Raw genomic sequence first — 26,881 nt, 5'->3', positions numbered from 1 at the left:
CTCCAAAAGGACAGCAACGATGGAACAGACCTGGCGCTGGTTCGGCCCGGACGATGTGGTGACGCTCGCCCAGGCCCGGCAGGCGGGCGCGCGCGGCATCGTCAACGCGCTCCACCAGATCCCCTATGGCGTGGTCTGGAGCGTCGAGGAGATCGAAAAGCGGAAAGCGATCATCGAGGCAGACAAGAGTCTTGGCCTGCGCTGGTCGGTGGTCGAGAGCCTACCCATCCACGAAGACGTCAAGATCGGCGAAGGCGACCTCGAGACCATCTTCGCCAATTACCGCCAGTCGCTGCGCAACCTCGCCGCCTGCGGCATCGAGGTGGTCTGCTACAACTTCATGCCGGTGCTGGACTGGACCCGCACCGACCTCGCCCAGCCCCTCCCCGGCGGTGGCACGGCGCTGCGCTTCAACCTGCACGAATATGTCGTCGTTGACCATTTCATGCTGCAGCGGCCGGGCGCCGACGAAGGCCATTCCGCCGAAGTGATGGACAGGGCCAAGGCCTGGTTCGAGCGCTCCTCGGAGGCCGACCGGACCAAGCTGATGGCCAACATCATGGCGGGCCTGCCCGGCGCCTATGACCGCTACGACGTGCCCGGGCTGAAGCGCATCCTCGCGCGCTATGCCGATATGAGCCATGAGGGCTTACGCGCCAATCTCAAGCGCTTCCTCGAGGCGGTGATCCCGACCGCCGAAGAGGTCGGCATCCGGATGTGCATCCATCCGGACGATCCGCCGCGGCCGCTCTTCGGCCTGCCACGCATCTGCTCGACCGAGGACGACATCGCCTTCATCCTCGGTGCGGTCGACAGCCCCTCGAATGGGCTCACCCTCTGCTCCGGCTCGCTTGGGGCCAACCCGAAGAACGACGTGCCGGCCATCGCCCGCCGCTTCGCCGACAGGATCTGGTTCGCGCATCTGCGCAACGTCGCCAAGGATCCGGACGGCTCGTTCATGGAGGCCGAGCATCTCGGCGGCGACACCGACATGGTCGCGCTGGTCGATGCGCTGATGGCCGAGCAGACCCGCCGCAAGGCAGCCGGCTGGAAGCACTGGCGCATCCCGATGCGGCCCGATCATGGCCATGAACTGCTCGACGACGCCAAGAAGGGCTCATTCCCCGGCTATCCGGCGGTCGGCCGCCTGCGCGGCCTGGCCGAGCTGCGCGGCGTGATGACGGCGCTGTCGAGCGTGAAGGGGTATGCGAGCTGAGGGGCCTGCGACGCCGACCACGAGATCGGCGTGAAGCATTGCGGGATTGCTCACAGGCCCTGAGCCGGCCACCATGGCCGGCTCCAGACAAGGTCGGTCATGCAGTTCGTCAGCGAACATATCGCCGGGTTCAACGCCTCGGTCCTGGCAAGCCTGGATGTCGAGACGCCCTGGGAACTCACCGAGCGTGCGCAACGCATCGTGGAAGAGCTTCTGACCCGGCTCGACGCGAACTATCGCGTGAGCGACGGCGTCGCCATCCACCATTCTGCCTCAGTCGAGAGTGGCGCCACGATCAAGGGGCCAGCCATCGTTGGCCCGCGCTGCTTCATAGCGGCCCATGCTCTGATCCGCGGCGGCTGTTGGCTGGATGCAGAATGCGCTCTTGGGCCCGGTGTCGAGCTCAAGTCCAGCTTCCTGTTCCGCGGGGCGAAGCTCGCCCATTTCAACTTCGTCGGCGAGAGCATCCTCGGCTCCGACGTCAATCTGGAAGCGGGATCCATCATCGCCAACCACCGCAATGAGCGGCCGAACCAGACGATAGCGTTCTATTACAAGGGCGAACGTGTCGATACGGGCAAGACGAAATTCGGAGCCGTGATCGGAGACGGCACGAGGATCGGCGCCAATGCTGTCATTGCTCCCGGCGCCATTCTAGCCGCAAGCACGGTGGTGGAACGGCTCTCCCTCATCGACCAGGCTCAGGTAATCGTTTCCTCAGCAGCGGCAGGGCCGTGACGACGACCGGGACGATCAGGAGCGCCCAGGCGCAGGCATAGCCGAACCGGTCGGCGACCACCCCGAAGAGCCAGGGCCCGAGCGCCATGACGATCAGGCACAGCGTCGAAGCGAAGCTCACGGTCGAGGCGATCGAACTGCGCGGCGCCATCTCGGCGATGTCGAGAAGGTAGAGCGGGAACCAGCCGATCCCGAAGATGCCGAAGAGCACGAGCACGGCCGCCGCCAGCGGCGCGGGCACGCCGGCCGGCAGCGCGGCGAGCGCCGCGGCGGCAGCGGCCCCGAGCAGCGCGGTCACGGCGAAGGACTTGGAGCGCCGCCCGGGCCTCAGCCTGTCGCTGAGCCAGGGCAGCAGCACGCGGCCGGGAATACCAGCCAATTGCGCCAGCGCGAACAGGCTCGCCGCCCCAAGCATGCCGAGCGCGAGCGCGTCGGCCATGTAGCCGATCGCATGGGCGGTAAAGGTGAACTGGAAGGCCGACATGGCGATGCCGAGGCGCAGCACCGGCCAGAACCGTGGATTTTCGCCGACGGTCCGGATCAGCTCGCGCAAGGCTAGCGGCGCCTCGCGCTTTGCCTGCACCGCCCCACCTTCCTTGTAGAAGAGCAGGAACAGCAGCGCCCCGAGCAGCGACACCGCCGCGCTCGACCAGGCGGCTGCAGCCAGGCCGAAGCGCACGGCGAGCAGCGGCAGCAGCGCAGCGGCTATCATCGTGCCCAAGGGCACCGCCGCCTGCCGGAAGCCGGTCGCGAGGCCGCGATGCTGCGGCGGAAACCAGCGCATGATCGCGCGCGTCCCGCCCGGCTGCACCGCCGCGTAGGTGCCCCCCAAAACGCTCATGCAGATCAAGAGCCCGATCAATTCGCTGGCGAAGGCCGCCGCGACCATCGCGAGCGCCATGCCGACCATCGCGATGCCGACCACGACCCGCTCACCATGGCGATCGATCGCGCGGCCGAGCGAAACCATCGTCAGGATCTGGGTGCCGTTCATGGCGGTGATCGCGAGGGCGGCAGAGGCGAGCGATACACCGAACGCATCCCGCCAGAACGGAACGAGGATGTAGATGCCCTGCGAAACGAACGACCCCGCCGTCTGCGTCGCGACCGCGACGGTCAGCACGGTCCAGATATAGGGATCGGTCCCGGCGCGGCTCGCGGGCACCTCGGGAACGAGGCTCGGGCTGGTCTTCGACATGGGCAGCTGGGCTTTCTCGGGACGCTGCCACCACAGAACACTGTCGGCGAAGCGATCGAAACTGTCGCCATTCGTGTTTCAATGATATCATCCTGTTATGGAAACACGTCCGACGCTCGACCCGGAAGCCGTCGAGACCTTCGTCCTCGTAGCGGAGCATCGCTCCTTCACGCGCGCCGCCGGCATTCTGAACACCACCCAGGCGGCCGCCTCGCTGCGGCTGCGCCGGCTGGAGGAGCGGCTGGGCCAGCGCCTGCTCGAACGGACGCCGAGGCGAGTGAGCCTCACCTCCGCCGGAGAACGCTTTCTCACCCCGGCGCGCGAGTTCCTGGCAGCGCATCGCCGGGCGACCGACGCGCTGTCATCCGACAGTGTCCGCCTTTCCGTCGGCGTCACGCATCATCTGGTCGGCCCGGACCTCGCCCGTCTGCTTCAGGCCGCGAGCAAGCGCGATGGCGGGGTGACCCTGAACCTGCGGATCGGTGCGACCCGCACCCTGCTCCAGCGCTACGATGCCGGCGAGCTCGATGCGGTCGTCGCCCTGCGCTATGACGAAAGCCGCCGCGATGGCGAAGTGCTGACCCAGGCGCAATTCGGCTGGTTCTGCGCTCCGAACGTTCCGATATCACGAGACCAACTGCTGCCGCTGGCGGCCCAGCCGGAACCCTGCAAATTGCGCCTAATGGCGGTGGAAGCACTGGAAGCGGCCGGCATTGCGTGGCGCGAGGCTTTCACCGGCGAGGGCGCCGCGGCGGTCGGCGCTGCGGCGATGGCAGGCCTCGGTATCGCCCTGCTCGCCCGTCAGGCGGCGCCGGCGGGCCTGAGCGAGGTTGGCGCACGCCTCTTGCTCCCTGCCGTGCCGACGCGGCCGATCATCCTGCATTCGAGCGTCAGCCAGAGCCGGGCGGCGGCGACGCTCAGCGCGATCGCGGCGGCGTTTCGCTCGTGAAGCCGCCAGCTATTTCAGCAGGTAGCCCGCCTCGATCAGCGGCTTGTTCTCGTATTTCCAGTTCCATTCATAAAGACCCTGGTCGCGGACGCTGAAACGATACAGCAGCATCGCCTCGCGCAACGCTGCGCCACCCGGGCGACTGACACGCATCACGTGGAACCAGAGCCGATGATAATTGCCCTCGAGCTCACGGATATGAGAGTTATGTGATGTCTGACCTAAATCCCGGCCATAGGTCTTGATACGCGAATAGAGTGTCACCGGCGCCTTGCCGATATATTTCGGATAGAAGGTCTCGCGCTGGATGTATCCGATTTCGTAAACGCCGGGAACTTGCAGATACGTTTTGTACTCCTTGTAGTCCGAGAGCTTCATCGCGTCCGACCAGCGCGCCATAATCCCCTCCCAGTCCCTGCAAGCTTAAATCCTAGGTTGCAGCACGCCGATCGGCAATCGCAGTCCAGTCAAGCCAGGATGCGCTGATCCGCCAGATGCACCAGCCGCCCGCCGGCAATCGTCGCGACGACACGCGGCTGCGGCTCCGGCGCGACGAGGACGAGGTCGGCGCGCTTGCCGGGCGCGATGACACCGCGATCGAAGAGGCCGAGCGCCTGAGCCGGGCCCTGCGAGACCAGCCGCCAGGCCGCGGCAAAATCCGCCGCGCCCTTGCGTGCCAGGATGAAGGGCGCCAGCGGCAAGGCCGGATAATAGTAGTCCGAGGCCAGGATGGTGCAGAGGCCTGCCCGCACCATCGCCTCGGCCGCCGGGCAATCGAGATGCGAGCCGCCGCGCACGACATTCGGCGCACCAAAGACGATCGCCTCGCCATGTTCCGCGGCTTCGCGCGTCGTCGCCTCATTGATGGGGAATTCGGCGACGGTGACGCCGAGGCCGCGATACCAGCGCCGCATCTCCGGACTCATGTCGTCATGCGACATGACGGGCACGCCGGCGGCATGCGCTGCCGCCGCAAGCCGCTCGATCGAGCCCGGCACCTCGTCCCTGCGATTCCAGACATTCCCAGCCAGCGCCATGAAATCCTCATGCGTCAGCCCGGTGCGCTCCACCATCTTGGCGATCTTGTCCGGTCGGCTGCTTGCCCTCAAGATGCCACCGGTATGGTCGTTGAAGGCGAGCACGCCGACGCGGCCGCTCGCCAGCCAGTCGGTGATCTCGGCCTCGGCGGCGAGGTTGAAGGTCTCGTGGCGCAGATGAAAGCGCGTGTCGGCGCCGAGCTCGGGCTTCAGCGCCGCGATACGCTCGACCAGCCGACGGGCGTTGTCGGCGCCGCGCAAGCCCGGCTCCCAGGACCAGGTGACGCCGTGGAAAGCGGTGGTGATGCCGCTCGCCAGGATGGCGCGGTCGGCGTCGCGCAGCGCCAGGTCGATGTCGAAGGAGACGCCCGGCCGCGGCATGATATGCCGCTCGAAGGCATCGCCATGGCAATCGACGATGCCCGGCAGGACATAAAGGCCGGCGGCGTCGATGTGGAGAGCCGCGGCGGGAACGGCTCCGTCAAAGCCGCGGATCGTCTCGCCCTCCGTGACCAGATCGGCACAGACAAGCGCGTCGGCCAGCACCTCGCCGCCGGTGATATGCAGATTCAACGCCCCGCCTCCGCCCCTGAAAGGACGGCGCGATTGGCGGTTCCTTATGACATGGCGATGACGCCCGCCTCAGCCAGCGAGGAGCGCGACGCCCGCAAGCACGAGCCCGCCGCCGGCAATGCGCGCAACAAGCGGAGCGCGGGTAGCAATCACGCCGGCCAGCATGATGCCGACGAGATGGAGCGCCGCCGTCGCGAGCATGAAGCCAACTGCATAGGCGAGACCGCTGGCATTCTCCGGCAGTTCAGCGCCATGGGCGAAGCCGTGGAAGATGGCGAGGATGCCGCAGGCAAGCGTGCCCGCAGCGAGCGGCGGCGAGGCCTTCAGCGCGACCGCCGCGCCGAGGATGACCACCGAGAAGGCGATGCCGATCTCGACGCCCGGGAGCGCGCCGCCGGACATGCCCCAGGCGCCGGCCAGCGCCATCGTGGTGACAAAGGCGGCGGGATAGGCGATGCGCGCCTTGCCGCCGACCAGCCCGGCCCAGAGACCGACGGCGACCATGGCCAGGACATGATCGAGCCCGGTCAGCGGATGCATCAGGCCATGCATCAAACCATCGACCGGGCCGGCGCCGGTATGAGCAAAGGCCGGGGTGGAGGCGAGAGCCAGCAGCATGGCAACAGATCCGATCGCTCGCAGTGTCATCATCAATGCCATCCTCAGCTCAGGGCCGGCGCCTTCGGACCACCGGCGGTCTCGATGAAATCAAAAACCATTGCAACGACTTTCCCACTCGCCTGTTGCTGAAGGCGTCATGGCGTTTGCCGCACATGGTCTCCGAATTCCCGATCCTTCGAAGCAAGATCCGCGCCGGTATGGAACGAGATCGGCCCTGTCGATGACAGGCAAGTCGGAGCCGGCCGCCGCTGCCCACAGCTGCGGACTACGACGGAGACGTGCATCGCTCAAGGTCCCTGCAGGAGCAGAATCACATAGCCCGCGGCGACCAGCAGGCAGAGCGGCGAATAATAGCGCCGATCATTGCTGGCGAAGGGTTCGCGCGGATGTAGCCGCTGCCAGGCCGGGAGATAGCCGGCGATGCCGCGCAATAAAAACACCGCCATGATCGCGACACCAGCAAGGAGGATGAACGGGCGTATGGCCGCCGTGCCGGTCTGCATTGTCAGAAGCAGCGGCCAGATCGCCGCGAGAGCAATGGCCAACGCGACGACCCGGCACAAGCCCGGCGACGGCATGCGTCGCGCCCTCGCATTGCCGATAACGGTCGCGATCAGTTCATCCTCGCTCGCCGCAGGCCAGCGGCCACCGCTGCCCCAATAGGCGTGCAGGCCGCCTATCGCGGCCAAGAGCAGTGTCAGCACGGTGGCGATGGCCAAGATCACGAGCGGACCGGTCGTGGGGCGAGTTCCAACCAGAAGGCACGGCCGTCGAGACCTTGGAGCGCCATGATTTCCGTCCGCCCGCGCTGCAGGACTCAGTGGTCGTGCTTGTGACCTTTGTGGCCGTGCTCGTGACCGTGATGGCCATGGTCATGCTTGTGGCCATGGTCGTCATGGTGGTGGTGATCATGGCCGCAGCCGCAGGACGCGCCATGCTCATGCGTATGATGGTGCTCGTGGCCATGATCGTGGTCGTGGCCAGCATGGGAATGGCCATGGTCGTGGCCGCAGGCGTCGCCATGCTCATGATGGTGGACTTCGGGCTCGGGCTGGAACGGCCGCTCGACCTCGCTCATCGCGCAGCCCTGGCCGCGAACCAGCTCGGCCAGAGCGGGATCATGCTCGACATAGATCGCATCGGCCGTGACCTCCGCCGCGACATGATGCCCGCCGAGGTGCCAGGCGAGGCGCGTCAGCCGCAGCGGGTTCTCGGCGGTGATCGCGATCAGCTTCTGCGACGCAGCCTTGATCAAGACCAGCGAACCATCTTCCAGCTTGACGGCATCGCCGTCGTTCAGCGCGGTTGGCTTGTCGAGGTCGAGCACAATCTCCTGTCCGCCATCGCCCTTGAGCGCGGCATGGCGGGCGTTGCGGCCGTGATGATCGAGGGTGAGGGTCTCGACGACCCGGTCCTGCTTGACCGCGGCCTTGCGGACGACGGAGATGGCGCGCTGCATGGAAAAACCCGTGGCGTGATGGATCAGAGGCGATCGACCGATCGCGGTTCCACCACTTCGATCACCGGAGCGGCGCTGACGCAAGTCCCGGCGATGGCGAGGAAGGCCTGGAGATGGGCCTGCTGCATATGCCGGTCGACGTCAGTGCGCTTCTCCCAGCTCTCGACGCTGAGAAAAAAGCCGGGATCGGTGAGGCTTTCGCAGATGTCGTAGCCGAGGCACCCCTGCTCGCGACGCGTTGCCGCAATGCAGTCGCGTGCCGCGGCAATGAAGCGGTCGCGCTCGGCGAGTATGACCCTGGCCCGGGCGATGACGAGGACGGGATCGGACATGCTGGACGGAGCTCCGCAGTTGCGCACGCACAGAATACGCTGGAGACCGACACCTGGATGCAGCAGGATGCAGCCGCCAATCGATTAGCCGCATAAATACATCTGGCCCGCCTGCCTGCGAGCCTGTTAGATCGCGCGACCAATAATCAGGGGATGACTATGCTTAGAATTTCAGCACGCCGCGCCCGCAATTTCGGCAAGTTCCTCGCCGGCCTCTGCCTCGTGACGGTGCTTCCGATTGCCGCCCAGGCCCAGACGACGCTGGAGCGGATCAAGCAGCGCGGCCATCTGATCTGCGGCACCAGCCAGGGCGTCGCCGGCTTCTCGCTGCCGGATGCGCAGGGGCAATGGCGCGGCTTCGACACCGATCTCTGCCGGGCGCTGGCCGCGGCGATCTTCAACGACCAGGAGAAGGCGAAATACATCTCGCTCGCCTCGAAGGACCGGCTGACCGTGCTGCAGAGCGGCGAGATCGACGTGCTCTCGCGCACCACCACCTGGACGCTCGGCCGCGACGCCGGCTTCGGCCTCAACTTCACCGCGATCAACTATTTCGACGGCCAGGGCTTCCTCGTGCGCAAGAGCGCGGGCGTGAAGGATCTCAAGGCGCTGAACGGCGCCTCGATCTGCGTCGCGCAGGGCACGACGACCGAGCTCAACCTCGCCGATTATTTCCGCAATCACGGCATGAAATACGAGGTCATCGCCTATGCCGGTCTCGACGAGACCATCCAGGCCTATGAGGCTGGGCGCTGCGACGCCTACACCACCGACCTGTCGCAGCTAGCCGCGAACCGGATGAAGCTCAAGGCCCCGGCCGAGCACGACCTGTTGCCCGAGATGATCTCGAAGGAGCCGCTCGGCCCCTGGGTCCGCCAGGGCGACGACGCCTGGTTCGATATCGTGCGCTGGACCGTCTACGCCATGCTGAACGCCGAGGAGTTCGGTATCACGCAGGCCAATGTCGAGGGGATGGTGAAGTCGGCCAATCCCGAGATCAAGCGCCTGCTCGGAGCTGAGGGCAAGTTCGGCGAGAGCCTCGGCCTCTCCAACGACTGGGTGGTGCGCATCGTCAAGGCGGTCGGCAATTACGGCGAGAGCTTCGACCGGCATCTCGGCGCCAAGTCGCCGCTCAACCTGCCGCGCGGGATGAACCGGCTGTGGACGCAGGGCGGCCTGCAATACGCGCCGCCGGTACGATAACGACCTCCATCGCTTGAGGCGTTTAGTAGCACTGGCTCAGGCCAGTGCTACTAAACGCAGCCATCCTCAGCGCGGCAGCGACTTTACCTCGTCGTCGAACTTCTTCAGGAGGCGCGAGCGCTCGGCCGGGCTGCCCCAGCGCGGGGTGTCGTAGTCGATCAGCTTGATCTCTTCGAATTTCGGCGCATCGGGCGAGAGCTTGGAATTCTTGTTCGACGGGATCGAGTTGATCTTGAGCTTGGCGTTGATGTCCTGAGCCTCCGGCGAGAGCGTGAAATCGACGAACTTGCGTGCCGCCTCCGGATTCTTGCCGCCCTTGATCACCGAGACCGAGCCGGTCTCGTAGCCAGTGCCCTCGCAAGGGGCGACGATGCCGATCGGGGCACCCTGCAGCTTCTGCGTCAGCATGTCGTGCATGAAGGCGATGCCGACCGCCGTCTCGCCGAGCGCCGTCGCCTTGACCGGGGCGATGCCCGACTTGGTGTACTGGCTGATGTTCTTGTGCAGGCTCTTGAGGAAGTCGAAGCCCTTGTCCTCGCCGAGGCGCTGGGCGGTGGTGGCGAGAAAGACATAGGCCGTCCCGGACGAGCTGGGATCGGCGATCTGGACCTCGTCCCTGTACTTGGGGTCGAGCAGGTCGGCCCAGCATTTCGGCTCGGCCAGCTTCTTGCCCTTCAGGGTCTCGAGATTGTAGCCGATGCCGAGCACGCCGAGATAGATGCCCGAGGTGCGGAACTTCGACTGCTCGGCATGGCGCCTGGCCCAGTCATGCAGCTCCGCCAGCTTGGGTGACTTGTACTCGTCGAGCAGGCCCTCGTCGGCGGCCTGCAGATGCGGTTCGCCCGGCCCGCCCCACCAGACGTCGCCGCGCGGATTGGTCGCTTCCGCCTTGACCTGCGCATAGACTTCGCCGGTCGACTTGCGGACCATCTGGACCTTGATGCCGGTCGCCTTCTCGAAGATCGAGGCACCCTCGCGGCACTGCTCCTCGAGGATCGAGCAGTAGACGGTGACCTGCCCCTGGGCGGCGGCAGGCGTCGCAAAGGCAGCGAAAGCCGTGCCAGCGAGCACAGCGGCATAAGACAGACGGAACAAGGCAACCTCCCTGGACGGCCAATTTCGTTAGCCGTCTACAAGAAAGAGAGCCCAGGCAGGTGTCAATATTGAACGCAGAGCAACCCCAGGCTCACCGCCGGCGGGTCCGGTCCGGCAGCTTGTCGATCGCCTCGTCGGCGCCCTGATCCCTGCCGAGCACGCCTTCGCGCAGGACCTTCGTCGCCGCGTCCTGCTTCTTTTCAGGGGATGTCTTCAACGGCTTAGTCGCCTCGGTGGCTTCCAGGCCGATCTCCTTCGGCTTCTTGCCGTCATTGCGGGCGCTGGCGGCAAAGGTCGCGAGTGCTTCTGGCTGCTGGCCCTTGGGGCCTGCGGTCTTGGGCTTGGCCATGGTTCCCTCCCGATCTGCGATGGAAGGGAACGTAGAGGTAGCAGACGATGTTCCCGTCGACGCCGACGCTCAGAACAGGAAGTAACGCTGCGCGCCCTACTCGGCAGCCGTATCCAGCGTCCGCCACTCGGAGAGCTTAACCGTCCCAGACATATCAGGCCGCGCCTTGCCTGGCAGGATCGCGATGTATTCCAACGAATGGCCGTCGGGATCATCGAAATAGACACTCGCCGCGGGCATCCAAGGGAAGACCACCGGCTCGTCAATTTCGGGACCGCCGCCACCATCGCGAGGCACGATACCTTTCGAACGGAGTTCCTGGATCGATTGCTCCACGTCCTCCAGACCCGTGTGGAAGGCGATGTGGAGTCTCAACCGCAGCGGGGAACTCTGAATCGACCAGAGTCCGAGCATCGATCTGTCACGCCCGCCGACCCAGAAGAAGGCAGCGTTGCGCGCTGGAACCGTATGGGCCAGTTCGAGGCCGACGACGTCCCGATAGAACGCGATCGATCGCGAAAGGTCAGACACCGTGAGGTGGCTCTCGTACAAGCCCTTGATCGGGATCATGACGCTTCCCCGAGAAAAGGGCCCCCCGCAGTATCGTCTCTTGGTACCTGCGAAGCTAGCCACACAATCGACTGTGTCGCTCAAAGTAGGTAGGCATTGCGCGCGGAGGCGACCGCATGCGTCACCAGCGCGATCTGATCCCGCAAGGCGCAATCGTCGTCACGCATCGGAGTGCCCGTTCGCGGGCTCGCCGGCATCCGCCGCCGCCTCCCCCGCGGTGGCGACCACCTTCCTCTTCGTGGCCGGCTTCTTGCGGCGCTTCGGCTTGCGGCGCGGCACTTGCGCCTCCTGCAGCAGTTCGAGCTGGACCTGCTGGATCTCGGCGAGGCGCTGCCATTGCCGCGTGATCAGATGGTCGATCTTCTCGTGCAGGTGCCTGACCTCGAGCTCGGCCTTGAGGTTGACCTGGTAGTCGTTGAAGGAGCGCAGCCGGTCCTTTGCCTCCTGCCGCTTCTGGCTCATCATGATGATCGGCGCCTGGATGGCGGCGATGCAGGACAGCACGAGATTGAGCAGGATGAACGGGTAAGGGTCGAAAGCGCCCGTCCCGGCAACGACATTGACCAGCATCCAGATCGCCAGCACGACGCCGAAGCTGATCAGGAAGGCCCATGAGCCACCAAAGCTGGCGAGCCCGTCCGAAAGGCGCTCGCCGAGCGTGCGATGCTCCTCGAAATCGTCTTCGATATTCTCGGCGATCGTGTCCTGCCGGGCGATGCTCTCGGCGACCTCGCGGTCGAGATCGGTGTACTCGCCATGCTCCTCGCGCAGGATCTCCTCGACATAGCGGGTGCGGTAACGCGCCAGCTCCTTGAGGCTGATCAGGCTGTTGTCGTCGAGATCAGGAAAGTCGCGCCGGATATGCTCGACCAGCGAGGGGCGCAGCGTCCCGAGCGCAATCAGGTTCTTGCGGCTGAGCTCGACGCCGCTGATGGCGCAGACACCGCGCTTGAGCTTGCCTGTCTCGTGCGTCGGGAGAGACGGGAACACAACGTCGTCTTGCATCGCGGCCTGGCCTGGGATCGTTCGATTGTGCGGCGGCCGGCACCTGCGGAGATAAGGACCAGCAGCAACGCATCGTTACGCTGGAACAGGATCGCGTCGCAAATACGTCGTTGCGGGCCACCTCGTCATCATCTGTCGGGGGCAAGCATTGCCGCCGCGCGCCCTTGCCCATGAGGTCGCGGACCGGCGCGGCGGCTTCGGGATGACTGGGCGTGGCGCCGCGCGCGATGGTCTCGCGCGGCCTCCGCCTCAGGCCTTGACCTTCTCGCCCTCGTCTTCGGCGACTTCGTCTTCGTCGTCCTCGGCGGTTTCGGCGTCCTCGTCTTCTTCCTCGTCGTCGCTCTCCGCCTCGTCCTCATCCTCGTCTTCGTCGTCGAGGCTGGCGTATTCATAGGCGAAGACGATCTCGCCCGTCGCCGGGTCGAAGCTGCTCGCGGTCGACTCGTCGAAAGCCTCGATCAGCATCTCGGCATCCTCGGGGCCGTCGACATCGAAGCGGCGCACGGCTTCCTCGCCCTCGCCCTTCAGCGCGAGCTCGATCGCCCAGCCGCGGGAGCCGGTATCATAGACGCATTTCAGTCCCTGGATCGCCAGCATGACGCTCTCCTCAGATTGATCGGGTGCGCGGGAGCGCACAGCCGATCACATGCCCGAGCAGCGTGACGAGGGCGCGACGCGGCACTGACGCATCGACGACAGCAGCGATTGAGTTGAGGCCCCCTCAGGGATGCGCCACCAGGAAGCGCTCGACTTCCCCGCGCGTCGGCGTGCCCGCCCGACCACCGAAGCGGGTGCACTTGATCGCCGCCACCGCCGAGGCGAAGCGCACCGCCTGGCGCTCCCCCTGCCCCTCGGCCAGCGCCAGCGCGAAGGCGCCATGCCAGACATCGCCGGCGCCGAGCGTGTCGACCGCCTCGATCGGGAAGGCCGGCAGATGGGCGATGCCGCCATTCTCCATGAACAGTACGCCGCGCGGGCCGAGCGTCACCGCGAGCCAGTTCCTCGCATCGCGCGCCAGCACTTCCAGCGCCGCCCGCGGCTCCTGTCCGCCCGAGATCTCGCTCAGCGCCTTCTCGCTGAAGGCGACGTGGCTGGCGGTGGTGACCATCTCCGGATGGGTCGGCTGGCGATCGCCGTCGATCACGCCAGGCACGCCGGCCTTGCGGGCGAGTTGCAGTGCCGCAAGCGAGCCTTCGCCCCAGCGCGTATCGACCAGCACGCCGTCGCAACCATCAGGCAGCGCGTCCGGCAGCCAGTCAGGCGAGAGCGGCGTCTTGGGGTCGGTATAGGAGACGACCATGCGCTCGCCCTGGGCGTCGATCAGGATCGAGGAGACCGGCGAGCGCAGGCCCGGGAAACGCGGCGAGAGCGAGGTGTCGACGCCGTCCTGCTGCAATTGTCCGACGATGGTGTCGCCGACAGCATCGTCGCCCAGCCGCGTCGCCAGCCAGGCCTTGCCGCCGAGCCGGCCGATCGCGGCCGAGCCGCTGCCGGCGCAGCCGCCGCCGGTGACGACGAGATCGCGGGCCCGATCCTTCTCGCCGGGATGGGGCACGCGCTCGACGCTGTAGACATAGTCGAGCGTCGCGATACCGAGACAGAAGACACCGGCCATACGACTTACGCTCCGAACCTGAATTCGCTGATCTGGCGATAGACTTCGCCGGGGCGCAGCACCGTCGAGGGGAAATGCGGGAGATTGGGCGAATCCGGCACATGCTGCGGCTCGAGCGCGATGCCGGCGCAAGCGCCGTAGCGGACGCCATCCAGCCCCGCGACCGGCGTATCGAGCTTGAAGCCGTCATAGACCTGCAGCGCCGGCTCGGTGGTCCAGACCTCCATGGCAAGGCCCGAGCGGCGCGAGCGCAAGGTCGCGGCATGGGCGATTTCGAGCCCCGTCGCTGCCGCCTGCTCGCGGCGATCCCGGCGCAGCAGGTAGTTGTGATCATACCAGAAGCGCGAGCCGTCCGGATTGGCGAAGCGGATCGGCCGGCTCTTTCGGAAATCGAAGGGCGTGCCCGCCACCGGGGCGACCGAGCCGTCCGGGATCAGGTCGGCATCGACCGGCGTGATCAGGTTGGCGCGGACCTCGAACTCGTGATCGAGAATGTCCGGGCCGTCGTCGAGGCGGAAATAGGAGTGATGCGCCAGATTGACGATCGTCGGCGCGTCGGTCGTCGCAGTGAGCTCGATCCGCAAGGTCGCAGCCCCGATGAGGCTGTAGCGGCAGAGGACATCGAGCCTGCCGGGATAACCGGCATCGTCGGCGGGCGAGACCAGCGCCAATGTCGCGCTCGCATCGTCATGATGCACCAGCGTCCAGGGCCGCTTGCCAAAACCCTGGCCACCGCCATGCAGCGAGTTCCGACCGTGTTCGTTGAGCGGTGTCTGGTACTCGGTGCCATCGAGTGCGAAACGGCCGCCGCCGATGCGGTTGGCGAAGCGGCCGGCGATCGCGCCCATATGCGGGGAATGCCTGGGGTAGTCGGCGAAGTCGGGGAAGCCGAGCACGACGCGCTGGCGCCCGCCATTCGGCAGCGGCACGACGAGATCGCGCAGCACCGCCCCCCATTCCATCACCCGCGCCTCGGCGCCAGCGGGAGAGCGGAGCACGGCCTCGTGGATCGGCGTGCCATCATCGAGCGTGCCGAACAGCGTCTTGGTCATGGCCAGCCTCCCGCCGCGCCGCCCTTCAGCTGGGCGGTTGCGGCTCCCTCGCTAGTCGCAGGTACGCTGTATGCGCAAGCCCTGCTGCTACGCCTTCACCAAGCCCCGGTGTTCGGCATGCTCAGCCAGGGCTCGGCCGGCTGCTTGGGATCGCCCTTCTGCAGGATCTCGATCGAGATGTTGTCGGGCGAGCGGACGAAGGCCATGTTGCCGTCCCGCGGCGGCCGGTTGATGGTGATGCCGGCCTTCATCAGCTTGTCGCAGGTCGCATAGATGTCGTCGACCTCATAGGCGAGATGGCCGAAATTGCGCCCGCCTGTGTAGACCTCCGGATCCCAGTTATAGGTCAGCTCCAGCGTCGGGCGACCGCGACTGCCCTGCTCCTTGACGGTGGCGGCGTCGTCCGGCGCAGCGAGGAAGACCAGGGTGAAGCGGCCCTTCTCGTTCTCGATCCGGCGGGTTTCGATGAGGCCGAACTTGGTCACGTAGAAATCGAGGGCGGCATCGAGGTCGGTGACGCGGACCATGGTGTGGAGATAGCGCACAGTTTGTCTCCCGGGGTTGATCTGGTTCATGGATCGGGCCAAACCGGCGCCATTCCAAGAGGGCTCGCGCGGACCTATCATGAGCGAAACGCAGGATCGCACGCCGAACCCGACCGGCCCGGTGTCGCCCACCGAGGTCTCCCGGGTCAAGCAGAAGGCGGCGACGCTGTCGGTGCTAGCCAGCATCGTGCTGACGCTCGCCAAATTCGGCGCGGCGATCCTCTCCGGCTCGCTCGCCCTGATGACCGACGCGCTGCAGGGGCTGATCGACATCGGCTCGACCATGTTCACATGGTTCGCCGTGCGCGCCGCCGACAAGCCGGCCGATGACGAGCACCATTACGGCCATGGCAAGTTCGAGGCGCTGGCGGCGCTGCTGGAGACCGCGATCCTGTTCGGCCTGTCCGGAGCGATCCTGTGGGAGGCCGCCAACCGCCTGTGGAGCGGCAGCGAACCCAGCGTCGCGGTGACGCCGCTGGTCATCGGCGTGCTGCTGTTCTCGCTGATGGTCGACGCGACGCGCTGGCGCACGCTGACCATGGTCGCGAAGGAAACCCGCAGCGAGGCGCTCTCGGCCGAGGCGCTGCATTTCGCCACCGATTTCGTCGGCACGGCGCTGGTTCTGCTTGGGCTGATCCTGACGCGGATGGGCGTGCCGATGGCCGACAGCGCGACGGCGCTGGCGCTGGCCGTGTTCATGATCGCCACTGCGGTCAAGCTCGGGCGGCGCACGGTCGACACGCTGATCGACGCCGCACCGAAAGGCGTCGCCGAGCGCCTGCGCGAGGCGGCGCAGGGCGTTGCCGGCGTCGTCAATGTCGAATGGCTCAGGCTGCGGCCGGCCGGCGGCGTGGTCCAGGGCGAGATCGGCATCCAGGTATCGCGGACCCTGCCGCTCGACCGCGTCAGCGCGATCAAGGACGAGCTGCTGCGGGCACTGGCCGTCGTCGAGCCGGATTCGGCGCTGACCGTCACCGCCAACCCGGTCCAGGTCGATGACGAGACGGCGCTGGAGCGCGTGCTGCTGATCGCGCTGAAGATGAAGGTGCCGGTGCACCATGTCAGCGTCCACACGATCGGCGGGCGGCTCGCCGTCTCGCTCGACATGGAGGTCGACGCGCTGCTGCCGCTCGGCGAGGCGCACGAGGTCGCTACGCGGCTGGAGAACGCGATCCGCGCCGAATTCGGCGGCGAGACCGAGGTCGACACCCATATCGAGCCGATGGAAACCGGCCAGCCTTCCGGGCACAACGCGCCCTGGGAGGTGGTCGAGGCGATCGGCAAGGCGATCGCGCAGGAAGCGGCCGAGGCCGGCGGCCCGATCCGCGACATCCACAGCGTCCGCGTACGCGAGACCCGCAACGGCCTGGTGGTGAACTACCATTGCCGCGCCGATGGCGCGCTCGACGTCGCTGCCGTGCATCGCGCCGTCGACAAGATCGAGCGCAAGGTTCGCGAGGCCCGGCCGGATGTCTGCCGCCTGGTCAGCCATGCCGAGCCGGCGGTCACGACCGACAAGCCCTATGCCCTGCCCTGACGGCTTTCGCCGTCATCTCCGGCCCCATAGATAAGAGCGACTGAAGGAAGCGAGCCTGCCATGCGCGCCGAAGACGCCCCACTGATCCGCCTCGAGGACTATCGCCCCTCCGACTGGCTGATCGACACCGTCGATCTCGACATCGTCCTCGATCCGACGCGGACCAGGGTGCGCTCCCAGCTGCAGCTGCGGCCGAACCCGGCCGGCCATGCCGGCGCGCCGCTCGTGCTCGACGGCGACGAGCTGACGCCGGATTCCATCCTGCTCGACGAGGTCCCGCTCGATCCTTCCCTGTATTCCCTCTCGCCGCAGGGGCTGACGATCCAGGCGCCGCCGGCGCGGGCGTTCTCGCTCAGGATCGAGACGACGCTCGACCCCGGCGCCAACACCAAGCTGATGGGGCTCTACCGCTCCAGCGGCGTCTACTGCACGCAATGCGAGGCCGACGGCTTCCGCCGTATCACCTATTTCCTCGATCGCCCCGACGTCATGAGCGTCTACACGGTCCGGCTCGAGGCGAGGAAAGCCGAGGCGCCGGTGCTGCTCTCCAACGGCAACCTCGTCGCCGCGGCCGAACTGCCTGGCGGCGAGCGCCATTTCGCCGTCTGGCACGACCCGCACCCGAAGCCGGCCTATCTGTTCGCGCTGGTCGGCGGCAAGCTCGACCATGTCCGGCAGCCTTACGTCACCGCCGATGGCCACAAGGTCGAGCTCGCCGTCTATGTCGAGCCGGGCAAGGCCGGGCGCGCTGGCTGGGCGCTTGATTCCCTCGTGCGCTGCATGCGCTGGGATGAGCGCGTCTTCGGCCGCAACTATGATCTCGACGTGTTCAACGTCGTCGCCGTCTCCGACTTCAACATGGGCGCGATGGAGAACAAGGGCCTCAACATCTTCAACGACAAGTACGTGCTGGCCGACCCGTTGACGGCGAGCGACGGCGACTATGCCTCGATCGAGGCGATCATCGCGCACGAGTACTTCCACAACTGGACCGGGAACCGCATCACCTGCCGCGACTGGTTCCAGCTCTGCCTGAAGGAAGGCCTCACCGTCTTCCGCGACCAGGAATTCTCCTCCGACGAGCGCTCGCGCCCGGTGAAGCGCATCGCCGATGTGCGCACGCTGCGCTCGACGCAGTTCTCCGAGGATGCCGGCCCGCTCGCCCATCCGGTCAGGCCGCGCGCCTACAAGGAGATCAACAACTTCTACACGCCGACGGTCTATGAGAAGGGCGCGGAGCTGATCCGCATGCTCAAGGTGCTGATCGGCGAAGGTGCCTTCGCCCGCGGCATGGACCTCTATTTCGAGCGCTGCGACGGCACGGCCGCGACGATCGAGGAATTCCTCGACTGCTTCGTCGAGGCCTCCGGCCAGGACCTCGCCCATTTCGCCGGATGGTACGAGCAGGCGGGCACGCCGACCGTGGTCGCCTCCGGCAAATACGATGCCCAGGCGAAGAGCTATACGTTGCAGCTGGCGCAATCGACACCGGCGACGCCCGGCCAGCCCGAGAAGAAGCCGGTGGTCATCCCCGTCGCGCTCGGCCTTGTCGGCAAGGGCGGCGACCTGCCGCTGACCAGCATCTCGCCGGCGCTGAAGGCTGGCGGCGTGGTGGTGCTCGACCAGCCCTCACTGTCCGTGACCTTCACCGACCTGCCGGAAGCGCCGACGCCGTCGCTGCTGCGCGGCTTCTCGGCCCCTGTCCGGCTCGAACTCGATCTCGGCGACAGCGAGCTGCTGCGGCTGTTCAGCGCCGACAGCGATTCCTTCAATCGCTGGCAAGCGCTGCAGACGGTCGCGACACGGGCGCTGGTGCGTGCCGGCAAGGGCGATCAGTCGACGCTGGATGCGACCGCAACCGACCTCGCCAAGGCGCTCTCCGGCTTCCTCGCCGGCCCTGCCCTCGCCGATCCCGCCTTCGCCGCGCAGGTACTGCGCTTGCCTGCTCCGGCCGACATCGCCCGCGAGATCGGCCGTGATGTCGACCCGGATGTCGTGCATGGCGCCCATCGCCGGCTTTCCGCTGCGATCGGCGCCGCGGTTGCGAACCAGCTTGCGGCCCTGCGCCAAGACCTCGCCGAACGTGGCCCCTATTCGCCGGCGGCGGCCCCGGCCGGACGGCGCGCCCTGCGCAACGAAGCGCTCGGCCTGATCGCGCTCGGCGCGCCAGTCGAGGGCGCGCGGCTTTCGCTGGCGCAGTTCAGCGAGGCCGACAACCTGACCGACCGGCTCGCGGCGCTCGCGGCGATGACGCTGATCCCAGGTGCCGAGCGCGAGGAGCTGATCCAGCGCTTCAGCGAGCTCTATGCCCGCGAGCCGTTGGTGCTCGACAAATGGCTGATGGCACAGGCGCTGATTGCCGAAGACGGCACGCTCGCCCGCGTGAAGGAGCTGATGAACCACGCCGCCTTCTCGCTCGGCAATCCGAACCGGGTGCGCGGCCTGATCGGCGGCTTCGCGGCGAACCTGACGCAGTTCAACCGCGCCGATGGCGAGGGCTACGCTTTCGTCGCCGACATCGTCATCGCGCTCGACCGAACCAACCCGCAGGTCGCCTCGCGCCTGCTCGGCTCGTTCAAGAGCTGGCGCATGCTGGAGGCGGGCCGCCGGGCCAAGGCGGAGGCGGCGCTGCGCATGGTCGGAGCGACGCCGAACCTGTCGCGCGATGTCTCCGATATCGCCGCTCGCTCGCTGGGTTGAATCGATGGCCTAGGAGGGCTTTTGTGCCTCCTTTCGAGGCCCCGACACCCTCGCCAGAATCGCTCGTTAACCGGCCGCGCCAGCAAAGGTTAACGAAGTCCTGCGCGCGCAGGATTCAACCGATTCGCCACCACAACCAAAACGCGCAAAACAACGAGCAGGACGTAGTTTCCGCTAGACAAAGCGAGTCCCGCAGATTCAACTGACTGTGATTCGGGGATGCGGCACGTCTCTCGATCTTACTGTCGGTACATCGCTTCCGAAGGGGGACGGGCATGACGCGTGCAGACGCGGCTTGCGCACACGTGCGCGCAAATTCAGTTCTGGGCGTAGCACGATCCCTGACGCATCCGCTCTATCAGCGCTTCGAGCAGCTGGAGCCGATCTTCCGGAAAGTCATTCCGGCGCTTGTCGCCGGCTTTGTCCTACTTCTCGCCCTGGGCGCCTACGTCCAGACCTCGGCGCTGCGTGATGATGCGCTCGACGATGCCGCAATCGACCTAGAAGCACTCGCCGCGTTGCTTGTGCGCGAGCTCGATCTAGCCTCGAAAGACGACAAGCGCCCTGACAGCGCCCTCGCCCCCTTGTCGACCAAGCATATCGCCGGCCGCGGCCGCGTCGTCTATGTCAGCGACGCCGGCGGCCGGCTGGTCGCCGGCGAGCCGGCGATCGGCGCAAGCGAGCGCAGCCTGGTCGACGTGCTCGGCCCCGGGCAGGCATTGACCGTCTTCGCCGACCGCGCCGGCGTGATGCCGATCACGCTGCCCGGCGGGATCGAGACACTCGCCACCGTGCGCAACCTCGCTGCCCCGCTCGGCCAGGTCGCGGTGCTGCATCCGGTGAAGCGCGCGCTCTCGGTCTGGGACGAGCGCCGGCGCTCCATCCTCGTCCTGTTCGGCTCGGCCGCGATCGTGCTCGCCGGCATCACCGCCGCCTTCGTGCTGCAATCGCGCCGCGCCCGCGCCGCCGACGAGGATTGCGACTGCGTGCGTGACCGCATCGACACGGCACTGAGCCGTGGCCATTGCGGCCTGTGGGACTGGGACCTCGCCAAGGGCCGGATGTACTGGTCGGATTCGATGTACGCCATGCTCGGTTATGACCGCTCCGGCGAGTTCATGTCCTTCGGCGAGGTCAATGCCTTCATCCACCCCGAGGATGCCGACCTCTATGCGCTGGCCGATGCGGTCAGCCGCGGCGAGACCGATCATCTCGACCAGGAATTCCGCGTCCGCAATGCCTCGAGCGAATGGGTCTGGCTCAAGGCGCGAGCCGAGCTCGTCACCGATCGCCGCACCCATGCCCAGCATCTCGTCGGCATCGTCGTCGACATCTCCGAGCAGCGCCGCATGGCCGCCCGCACCGCCACCGCCGACGCCCGCCTGCGCGACGCGGTCGAGGCGATCTCGGAAGCCTTCGTGCTCTGGGACGCTGAGCAGAAGCTCGTGCTCTGCAACGCCAAATACCAGCAACTGCACATGCTGTCGCCGGAGCTGATGCGCACCGGCACGACCTATGAGCAGATCATGAGCCACAGCGCCCAGCCGAGCATCGACCGCGAGCCGGTCCGCAGCGTGCGCGCCGGCTCCGGCAGCCATTCCTACGAGGCGAAGCTCTCGGACGGGCGCTGGCTGCAGATCAACGGCCGCCGCACCAAGGATGGCGGCTCGGTCTCGGTCGGCACCGACATCACCATGCTGAAGCAGCAGGAGGAGCGCCTGACCCGCTCCGAGCACGAGCTGCTCAAGACCGTCACCGACGTCAAGGCCTCGCGCCAGAAGCTCGAAGCGCAGGCGCAGCAGCTCGCCGAACTGGCCGAGCTCTACCTTGAGCAGAAGGCCGCCGCCGAAAGCGCCAACCGCGCCAAGTCCGAATTCCTCGCCAATATGAGCCATGAGCTGCGCACGCCGCTCAACGCCATCCTCGGCTTCTCCGAAATCATGGATGACGGTCTGTTCGGCCCGCTCGGCTCCGAGCGCTATGTCGAATATGTCCGCGACATCCGCTCCAGCGGCGGCTACCTGCTCGCGGTGATCAACGACATTCTGAACATGGCCCGGATCGAGGCCGGCAAGATCGAGCTCGAGAAGACCGAAATCGCACTGGACCTCGTGGTCGGCGAGGCGATCGGCTGCCACCGCGAAGAGATCACGCGCAAACGGCTCTCCCTCACCAGCGATCTCGGCAGCGACATGCGCCTCGAGGCCGATGCGCACGCCCTCTTCCAGATCGTCGGCAACCTCGTCGACAACGCCATCAAGTTCACGCCCGAGGGCGGCCGGATCGCGGTCCGGGTCAAGCCGGCGCCCGACGCGCTCAACCTCTATGTCGAGGACAGCGGCATCGGCATCCCGCGCGAGAAGCTCGGCCGGATCGGGCGCCCGTTCGAGCAGGTCGAGGGCGATCTCATCCGCAGCCATGGCGGCTCCGGCCTCGGCCTTGCCATCGCCCGCTCGCTGGCGGAACTGCACGGCGGCTCGCTGCGTGTCCGCTCGATCATGGGTTCGGGCACGATCGTGATGGTCCACCTGCCATTGAAGGGCCCGGCGAACGCGGAGCTGGAACAGGCGGCCTGAGGAGAGCGCCCCGCGCTCAGCCCTTCTGCGCCGCGCCCAATATCTGCTTGAACAGGCCACGGACCATCGCCCGGCGCTCGTCGAGTTCCGCCTTCAGTACCTTGGCATCCGGCAGGCCGACCGCCGTCGCGATCCGGCGCAGGACGCGCTCCGGCACCGCCTTGGGGTCGAAATCCTCTTCCACCGCGAAGCGCTGCCAGAGCTGCACGTCGCCGATGAAGCGTGCCGCAGCCGCGAGCCGCTCCGCCTCCCCCGCCGCGATGACACCGGTGTCGCGCGCCGCCGCGAAGACCCCCGAGGTCGTGCGGGCGAGGAGCTGCGGATGATCGTGGCCGTAAGCGAGCACCAGGAACTGGGCTAGGAAGTCGAGATCGGTCAGCCCGCCGGCGGCGAGCTTCAGATCCCAGGCATTGCCCTCGCCTTTCTCCTTGGCGATCAGCGCCCGCATCTCGGCGACCGCGGCGGCGACCTTGGCCGGCTGGCGCTTGCGCAGCAGAATCTCGCGGATCGCGGCTTCGACCTTTTCCCGCAAACCGGCATCGCCGGCGACGACGCGGGCGCGGGTCAACGCCATCTCCTCCCAGATTTCAGCTTCGCCCTCATGATAGGCGGTAAAGCCGCCGAACTGCGTCGCCGCGGGGCTCTTGTTGCCGGCGGGCCGCAAACGCATGTCGACCTGGTAGAGCGTGCCACGCCGCGTCGGCACGGTCAGTGCCGCAACGAGTCTCTGGGTGAAGCGGACATGCCATGTCACCGGATCGAGCGGACGCTTGCCGTCGCTTGCCTCGGCGTCCTCCGGCCGGTCGTAGAGCAGCATCAGGTCGAGATCGGATGATGGGGTGAGCTCGCCGGCGCCGAGGCGCCCCATGCCGAGCACGACGGCTTCCGCCCCCGCCACGAGGCCATGGTCGTCGGCGAAGGCGGCGCGGGTATCGTCGAAGGCGACGCGGATGCTGGCGGCGGCCGCTGCGGCATAGCCCTGCGCCGCCTGTTCGGCATTGATCACGCCGGAGAGCAGCCGGGCTCCGACCAGAAAATTCTCCTGCCGGGCGGCGTCGCGCATGCGGTCGAGCCCGTCCTCGACGCTGGGAGGCGGCGTGCCGACCACAGCGCGGACGCGCTGCGCCACCCGCTCGGCATCGTGGCGGGGGGCACTGAAGGCAGGGTCGATCACCGCGTCGAGCACATGCGGATAGAGCGCCGCGACCTTGGCGAGACGCGGCGCGCTACCGAGGATCTCGGCGAAGAGCTGCAGCAGGGCTTCATGCGAGCGCAGCAAGGTCAAAAGCTCGACCGCCGCCGGCATGCGCACGAAGGCGTTGTCGAGATGGGCGAGCGCACCATCCGGGTCGGTGGTGCGGCCGAGCGCGACGAGCAGCGCCGGCGTCAGCTCGGTCAGCACCTCGCGCGCGCGGGCGCTGGTGACGGCGGCGCGGCGGCCGAAATGCCAGCCGCGCACCGTCTCGGCTGCGGTCGCCGGCTGGCGGAAGCCGAGCTTGCCCAATGTCGCCAGCGTCTCGGGATCGTTCTCAGTACCGGTGAAGGAGAGCGAGCCGGCTTCGCTGGCGAGGCTGGGTGCGTCCTCGAACAGCAGGGCGTAGTGCCCTTCGACGCGCCTGGCATGCGCCTCCAGATCCTTGCCGAAGGCCTTGGCCGAGGGGTAGCCGCAGAAGCGGGCGAAGGCGTCGAGATCGGCAGCGTCCGTCGGCAGGGTCTGCGTCTGCTCGTCATGGCGCATCTGCAGCCGGTGCTCGATGGTGCGCAGCCAGCAATAGGACTCCGTCAGCTCGTCGCGTGCCTGCGGGCTGATCCAGTTCTCCTTGGTGAGCTCGCCCAGCATCTCGAGCGTGCGCGGCCCGCGCAGCGCCGGACGCCTGCCGCCGAAGACGAGCTGCTGGGTCTGGACGAAGAACTCGATCTCGCGGATGCCGCCGCGGCCGAGCTTGACGTTGTGACCGGGCAGGCTGAGCGTCTCGAAGCCCTTCACCGACTGGATCTGGCGCTTCATCGCATGAATGTCGGCGATGGCGGCGAAGTCGAAATATTTGCGCCAGATGAAGGGAGCGAGATCGGCGATGAAGCGGCGGCCGAGGTCGAGGTCGCCGGCGACCGGCCGCGCCTTGATCATCGCGGCGCGTTCCCAGTTCTGGCCGACCGTCTCGTAATAGGCATAGGCGGTCGGCAAGGCGACGGCGACATGGGTCGAGCCGGGATCGGGCCGCAGGCGCAGATCGACGCGAAAGACATAGCCGTCCGGCGTGCGCTCCTGGATGATACGGGCAATCTGCTGGGTCAGCTTGACGAAGAAGCTGGTGGGCTCGCCGACGCCGGCGGCCTCGGCCATCTCCGGATCGAAGAAAACGACGATGTCGATGTCGGAGGAATAGTTCAGCTCGCCGGCGCCATGCTTGCCGAGTGCCAGCACGACGAGGCCGGAACCCTTGCCGGGTTCGGCGGCGTCGGCAAGCTCGATCCGGCCGAGCCCAGCGGCCTGATGCAGCGCATGCTCGCTGGCGAGCTTCACCGCCATGTCGGCGGTGGCGCTGAGGGCCGCTGTCACCGTCTCGACCGGCCAGACGCCACCGATATCGGCGAGCGCGATCAGCAGCGCCATTGCCTGGCGGAAGCGACGCAGCTCGCGCATCAGGTCAGCGGTCGCCGTCTCCGGCGTGGCGAAGGCGGCAATACCGGCGAGCAGCGCGTCGCGGCGCTCGCCAGGATCGGTCGTCAGCGAGGCGAAGAGCCCCTCCGGATCGCGCCGCATGATCTGGGTCAGGAAAGGCGAGTGCGCGAGAATGCCGGCGACGAGTGCGGCCGACGCTTCATTGCCCGTCAGATGCGCGACGAGCCGCTCGCCGGCATCGGCATCGAACAGGCGCTTGATCAGCTCCTCGCGCCAGAGCACCTCGACCTTGCCGCGGGCCGGCAGGACGGGCGCCGCCTTCAGGCGTTCGCATAAGGGCTCGCCCACACTGACCTCCGCGTCGACCGGCTGAGCGAGCCTTAGCCCTTCGTCAAGCCGACTGGAACCCTGCCCCATCCGGTTGCGATGTCGAGCCTGCAGGCGCCTCCACCGCAGGCCTGTCCACAGGAGGCGCGGCAGGCAACGACATCACGACATCGAGCCCGGGCGCGTTGTCCGACAGGCGGATCGCACCGCCATGCAGATGCGCAACGGCAGACGCCAAGGCGAGCCCGAGCCCGAAGCCCGGCTTGCTGCGGCTCTGGTCGAGCCTGACGAAGCGTTCCAGCACGCGGCCGCGATCGGCCTCGGGGATGCCGGCGCCGTGATCTGCGACACCGAGCTCGACCATGTCGCCGACACGCCGCGCCGTCACCACGACTGTCGCCGGCGCATCGCCCTCCGGCTTGCCGTATTTCAGCGCATTGTCGATCAGATTGGCCAGCGTCTGGCCGATCAGCTCGCGATTGCCGGTGAGCGACAGGCCGGGCTCAACGGAAGCCGACAGAGTGAGGCCTGCCTCCTCCGCCAGCGGCTCGTAGAGCTCGGAGAGCCCGTCGACGATCTCGGCAAGATCGAGCGGGGCCATGCTGTCGCTGATCTGCCGGGTTTCCAGCCGGGCGATCATCAGCAGCGCGTTGAAGACGCGGATCAGCCCGTCCGCCTCCTCGATCGAACCGTCGAGCGCCGCGCGCAATTGTTCGGGCGACTGCGCCGTGCGTAGCGCCTCCTCGGCACGGTTGCGCAGGCGGGTCAGCGGCGTCTTGAGGTCGTGGGCGATATTGTCCGAGACCTGCTGCATCCCGCTCATCAACTCGCCGATACGGTCGAGCATGGCATTGAGGTTTCCTGCCAGCCGGTCGAGTTCGTCGCCGGTGCCGGCGATCGCAAGCCGGCCCTTGAGGTCGCCGGCCATGATCGAGCGGGCGGTGTCGTTCATGCCGTCGATGCGCTTCAGCACCCGCCGCGCCACGAACCAGCCAGCGAAACAGCCGAGCACGACGACGAGCAGGACAGACCAGGCTGCGGCGCGCTTGATCACGACGCGCAGGCGCTCACGCTCCTCGACATCGCGCCCGACCAGCAGGCGAAAGCCGGCCGGCAGCATGAAGACACGGACGATGGCGTGATTGGTCTGGTCCAGCGTTTCCGAGGAGCGGGCATATTCGATCTCGCTCTCGCCCTGGCGGTCGAGCGTGCCCGGCGGCAAGGCCTCGATATTGCCGGCGATACGCTCGCCCAGGGGGGTGGTGACGAGGTAGAGCGAGGCGCCCGGCCCGCGCGAGCGCCGCTCGATGACCTGGACCAGCCGCCTGATGCCGCCGAGACGCTGCTGCTCGGCCAGTCCCTGGATCTCGGCATCGATGGTCGAGCGGATCTGGTCGTCGAGCAGGTTCTTGGCGTTCCAGGCGACATAGCCCAGCACGAAGATGGCAAAGATCGCGAAGACGACGAGATAGATCGCCGTCAGCTTGAAGGCGGTCGTGCGGACGAGATGCGGCAGGAAGCGCAGGCGGCCAGAAGGCTGCTGCGCCTCCACCACCCGGCC

General features: G+C 67.1%; 24 protein-coding genes. 7 read left to right on the top strand and 17 right to left on the bottom strand.

Annotated features, from left to right (window positions below; all coding sequences use genetic code 11):
* Positions 1–19 precede the first annotated feature (19 nt).
* Positions 20–1,216: a mannonate dehydratase gene (gene uxuA, locus GV161_RS19945; protein WP_152017323.1), complete on the top strand. Its 1,197-nt coding sequence runs from the start codon at positions 20–22 to the stop codon at positions 1,214–1,216.
* A gap of 99 nt (positions 1,217–1,315) precedes the next feature.
* Positions 1,316–1,954, top strand: coding sequence for an LpxA family transferase (locus tag GV161_RS19940; RefSeq protein ID WP_152017322.1), 639 nt, complete (start codon positions 1,316–1,318; stop codon positions 1,952–1,954).
* On the opposite strand, the gene GV161_RS19935 is transcribed toward GV161_RS19940, so the two are convergent.
* On the bottom strand, positions 1,905–3,152 hold the full coding sequence (locus GV161_RS19935) for an MFS transporter (protein WP_152017321.1): 1,248 nt from the start codon (positions 3,150–3,152) through the stop codon (positions 1,905–1,907). The genes GV161_RS19940 and GV161_RS19935 overlap by 50 nt on opposite strands.
* A gap of 97 nt (positions 3,153–3,249) precedes the next feature.
* On the opposite strand from GV161_RS19935, the gene GV161_RS19930 reads away from it, so the two are divergent.
* Complete coding sequence (locus GV161_RS19930; protein ID WP_152017320.1) at positions 3,250–4,101, top strand: LysR family transcriptional regulator; 852 nt, start codon at positions 3,250–3,252, stop codon at positions 4,099–4,101.
* A 9-nt stretch (positions 4,102–4,110) separates the two neighbouring features.
* On the opposite strand, the gene GV161_RS19925 is transcribed toward GV161_RS19930, so the two are convergent.
* From GV161_RS19925 to GV161_RS19900, 6 genes are all read right to left on the bottom strand, one after another.
* Positions 4,111–4,500: a hypothetical protein gene (locus tag GV161_RS19925; RefSeq protein WP_152017319.1), complete on the bottom strand. Its 390-nt coding sequence runs from the start codon at positions 4,498–4,500 to the stop codon at positions 4,111–4,113.
* A 68-nt stretch (positions 4,501–4,568) separates the two neighbouring features.
* Positions 4,569–5,711: an alpha-D-ribose 1-methylphosphonate 5-triphosphate diphosphatase gene (locus GV161_RS19920; protein ID WP_152017318.1), complete on the bottom strand. Its 1,143-nt coding sequence runs from the start codon at positions 5,709–5,711 to the stop codon at positions 4,569–4,571.
* Positions 5,712–5,780: 69 nt separating this feature from the next.
* On the bottom strand, positions 5,781–6,329 hold the full coding sequence (locus GV161_RS19915; RefSeq protein WP_244624281.1) for a HupE/UreJ family protein: 549 nt from the start codon (positions 6,327–6,329) through the stop codon (positions 5,781–5,783).
* Between the two features lie 290 nt (positions 6,330–6,619).
* Complete coding sequence (locus GV161_RS19910; RefSeq protein ID WP_159650302.1) at positions 6,620–7,051, bottom strand: DUF3995 domain-containing protein; 432 nt, start codon at positions 7,049–7,051, stop codon at positions 6,620–6,622.
* 98 nt (positions 7,052–7,149) lie between these two features.
* On the bottom strand, positions 7,150–7,791 hold the full coding sequence (locus tag GV161_RS19905; RefSeq protein WP_152017316.1) for an urease accessory protein UreE: 642 nt from the start codon (positions 7,789–7,791) through the stop codon (positions 7,150–7,152).
* Positions 7,792–7,814: 23 nt separating this feature from the next.
* Positions 7,815–8,123 carry a putative quinol monooxygenase gene (locus GV161_RS19900; protein WP_152017315.1) on the bottom strand — a complete coding sequence of 103 codons (309 nt, stop codon included), beginning with the start codon at positions 8,121–8,123 and terminating at the stop codon, positions 7,815–7,817.
* A gap of 159 nt (positions 8,124–8,282) precedes the next feature.
* On the opposite strand from GV161_RS19900, the gene GV161_RS19895 reads away from it, so the two are divergent.
* A complete protein-coding gene (locus tag GV161_RS19895) occupies positions 8,283–9,326 on the top strand; it encodes an amino acid ABC transporter substrate-binding protein (protein WP_152017314.1) in 1,044 nt (347 codons plus the stop codon).
* A 66-nt stretch (positions 9,327–9,392) separates the two neighbouring features.
* Here the strand turns inward: GV161_RS19895 and GV161_RS19890 are convergent, their stop codons facing one another.
* The 8 genes from GV161_RS19890 to GV161_RS19855 form a co-directional block, all read right to left on the bottom strand.
* Positions 9,393–10,412, bottom strand: a complete 1,020-nt coding sequence (locus tag GV161_RS19890; RefSeq protein WP_152017549.1) for an ABC transporter substrate-binding protein — start codon at positions 10,410–10,412, stop codon at positions 9,393–9,395.
* Between the two features lie 100 nt (positions 10,413–10,512).
* Positions 10,513–10,770, bottom strand: coding sequence for a hypothetical protein (locus GV161_RS19885; RefSeq protein ID WP_152017313.1), 258 nt, complete (start codon positions 10,768–10,770; stop codon positions 10,513–10,515).
* A gap of 96 nt (positions 10,771–10,866) precedes the next feature.
* On the bottom strand, positions 10,867–11,340 hold the full coding sequence (locus tag GV161_RS19880; RefSeq protein ID WP_152017312.1) for a VOC family protein: 474 nt from the start codon (positions 11,338–11,340) through the stop codon (positions 10,867–10,869).
* 159 nt (positions 11,341–11,499) lie between these two features.
* The gene (locus GV161_RS19875; RefSeq protein WP_152017311.1) at positions 11,500–12,345 is read right to left on the bottom strand and encodes a DUF1003 domain-containing protein; all 846 of its coding nucleotides are present in this window, start codon (positions 12,343–12,345) and stop codon (positions 11,500–11,502) included.
* Positions 12,346–12,594: 249 nt separating this feature from the next.
* Complete coding sequence (locus GV161_RS19870) at positions 12,595–12,942, bottom strand: hypothetical protein (RefSeq protein ID WP_159650301.1); 348 nt, start codon at positions 12,940–12,942, stop codon at positions 12,595–12,597.
* Positions 12,943–13,066: 124 nt separating this feature from the next.
* Complete coding sequence (locus GV161_RS19865) at positions 13,067–13,960, bottom strand: sugar kinase (RefSeq protein WP_152017310.1); 894 nt, start codon at positions 13,958–13,960, stop codon at positions 13,067–13,069.
* 5 nt (positions 13,961–13,965) lie between these two features.
* Entirely contained in the window at positions 13,966–15,012 is a 1,047-nt protein-coding gene (locus tag GV161_RS19860; RefSeq protein ID WP_152017309.1) for an aldose epimerase family protein, read from the bottom strand.
* A gap of 95 nt (positions 15,013–15,107) precedes the next feature.
* Complete coding sequence (locus GV161_RS19855) at positions 15,108–15,557, bottom strand: VOC family protein (protein WP_152017308.1); 450 nt, start codon at positions 15,555–15,557, stop codon at positions 15,108–15,110.
* 79 nt (positions 15,558–15,636) lie between these two features.
* Here GV161_RS19855 and GV161_RS19850 point away from each other — a divergent pair, with 79 nt between their 5' ends.
* The 3 genes from GV161_RS19850 (at position 15,637) to GV161_RS19840 (ending at position 22,370) form a co-directional block, all read left to right on the top strand.
* Positions 15,637–17,094 (top strand): cation diffusion facilitator family transporter, encoded by a 1,458-nt coding sequence (locus GV161_RS19850; protein ID WP_152017307.1) that lies wholly within the window; start codon positions 15,637–15,639, stop codon positions 17,092–17,094.
* 60 nt (positions 17,095–17,154) lie between these two features.
* Positions 17,155–19,794 (top strand): aminopeptidase N, encoded by a 2,640-nt coding sequence (gene pepN, locus GV161_RS19845; RefSeq protein ID WP_152017306.1) that lies wholly within the window; start codon positions 17,155–17,157, stop codon positions 19,792–19,794.
* Between the two features lie 305 nt (positions 19,795–20,099).
* Positions 20,100–22,370, top strand: coding sequence for a PAS domain-containing sensor histidine kinase (locus tag GV161_RS19840; protein ID WP_244624280.1), 2,271 nt, complete (start codon positions 20,100–20,102; stop codon positions 22,368–22,370).
* A 16-nt stretch (positions 22,371–22,386) separates the two neighbouring features.
* Here the strand turns inward: GV161_RS19840 and GV161_RS19835 are convergent, their stop codons facing one another.
* Together GV161_RS19835 and GV161_RS19830 are read right to left on the bottom strand one after the other, a co-directional pair.
* Complete coding sequence (locus tag GV161_RS19835; protein WP_244624279.1) at positions 22,387–25,341, bottom strand: bifunctional [glutamine synthetase] adenylyltransferase/[glutamine synthetase]-adenylyl-L-tyrosine phosphorylase; 2,955 nt, start codon at positions 25,339–25,341, stop codon at positions 22,387–22,389.
* Between the two features lie 43 nt (positions 25,342–25,384).
* The gene (locus tag GV161_RS19830) at positions 25,385–26,875 is read right to left on the bottom strand and encodes an ATP-binding protein (RefSeq protein ID WP_152017548.1); all 1,491 of its coding nucleotides are present in this window, start codon (positions 26,873–26,875) and stop codon (positions 25,385–25,387) included.
* Positions 26,876–26,881: the final 6 nt, after the last annotated feature.

Origin of the sequence: Bosea sp. 29B (genome assembly GCF_902506165.1) — a bacterium.
Lineage (GTDB): Bacteria > Pseudomonadota > Alphaproteobacteria > Rhizobiales > Beijerinckiaceae > Allobosea.
The sequence above is the reverse complement of the archived record's forward strand: the minus strand, read 5'-3'. Positions and strand labels throughout refer to the sequence as shown.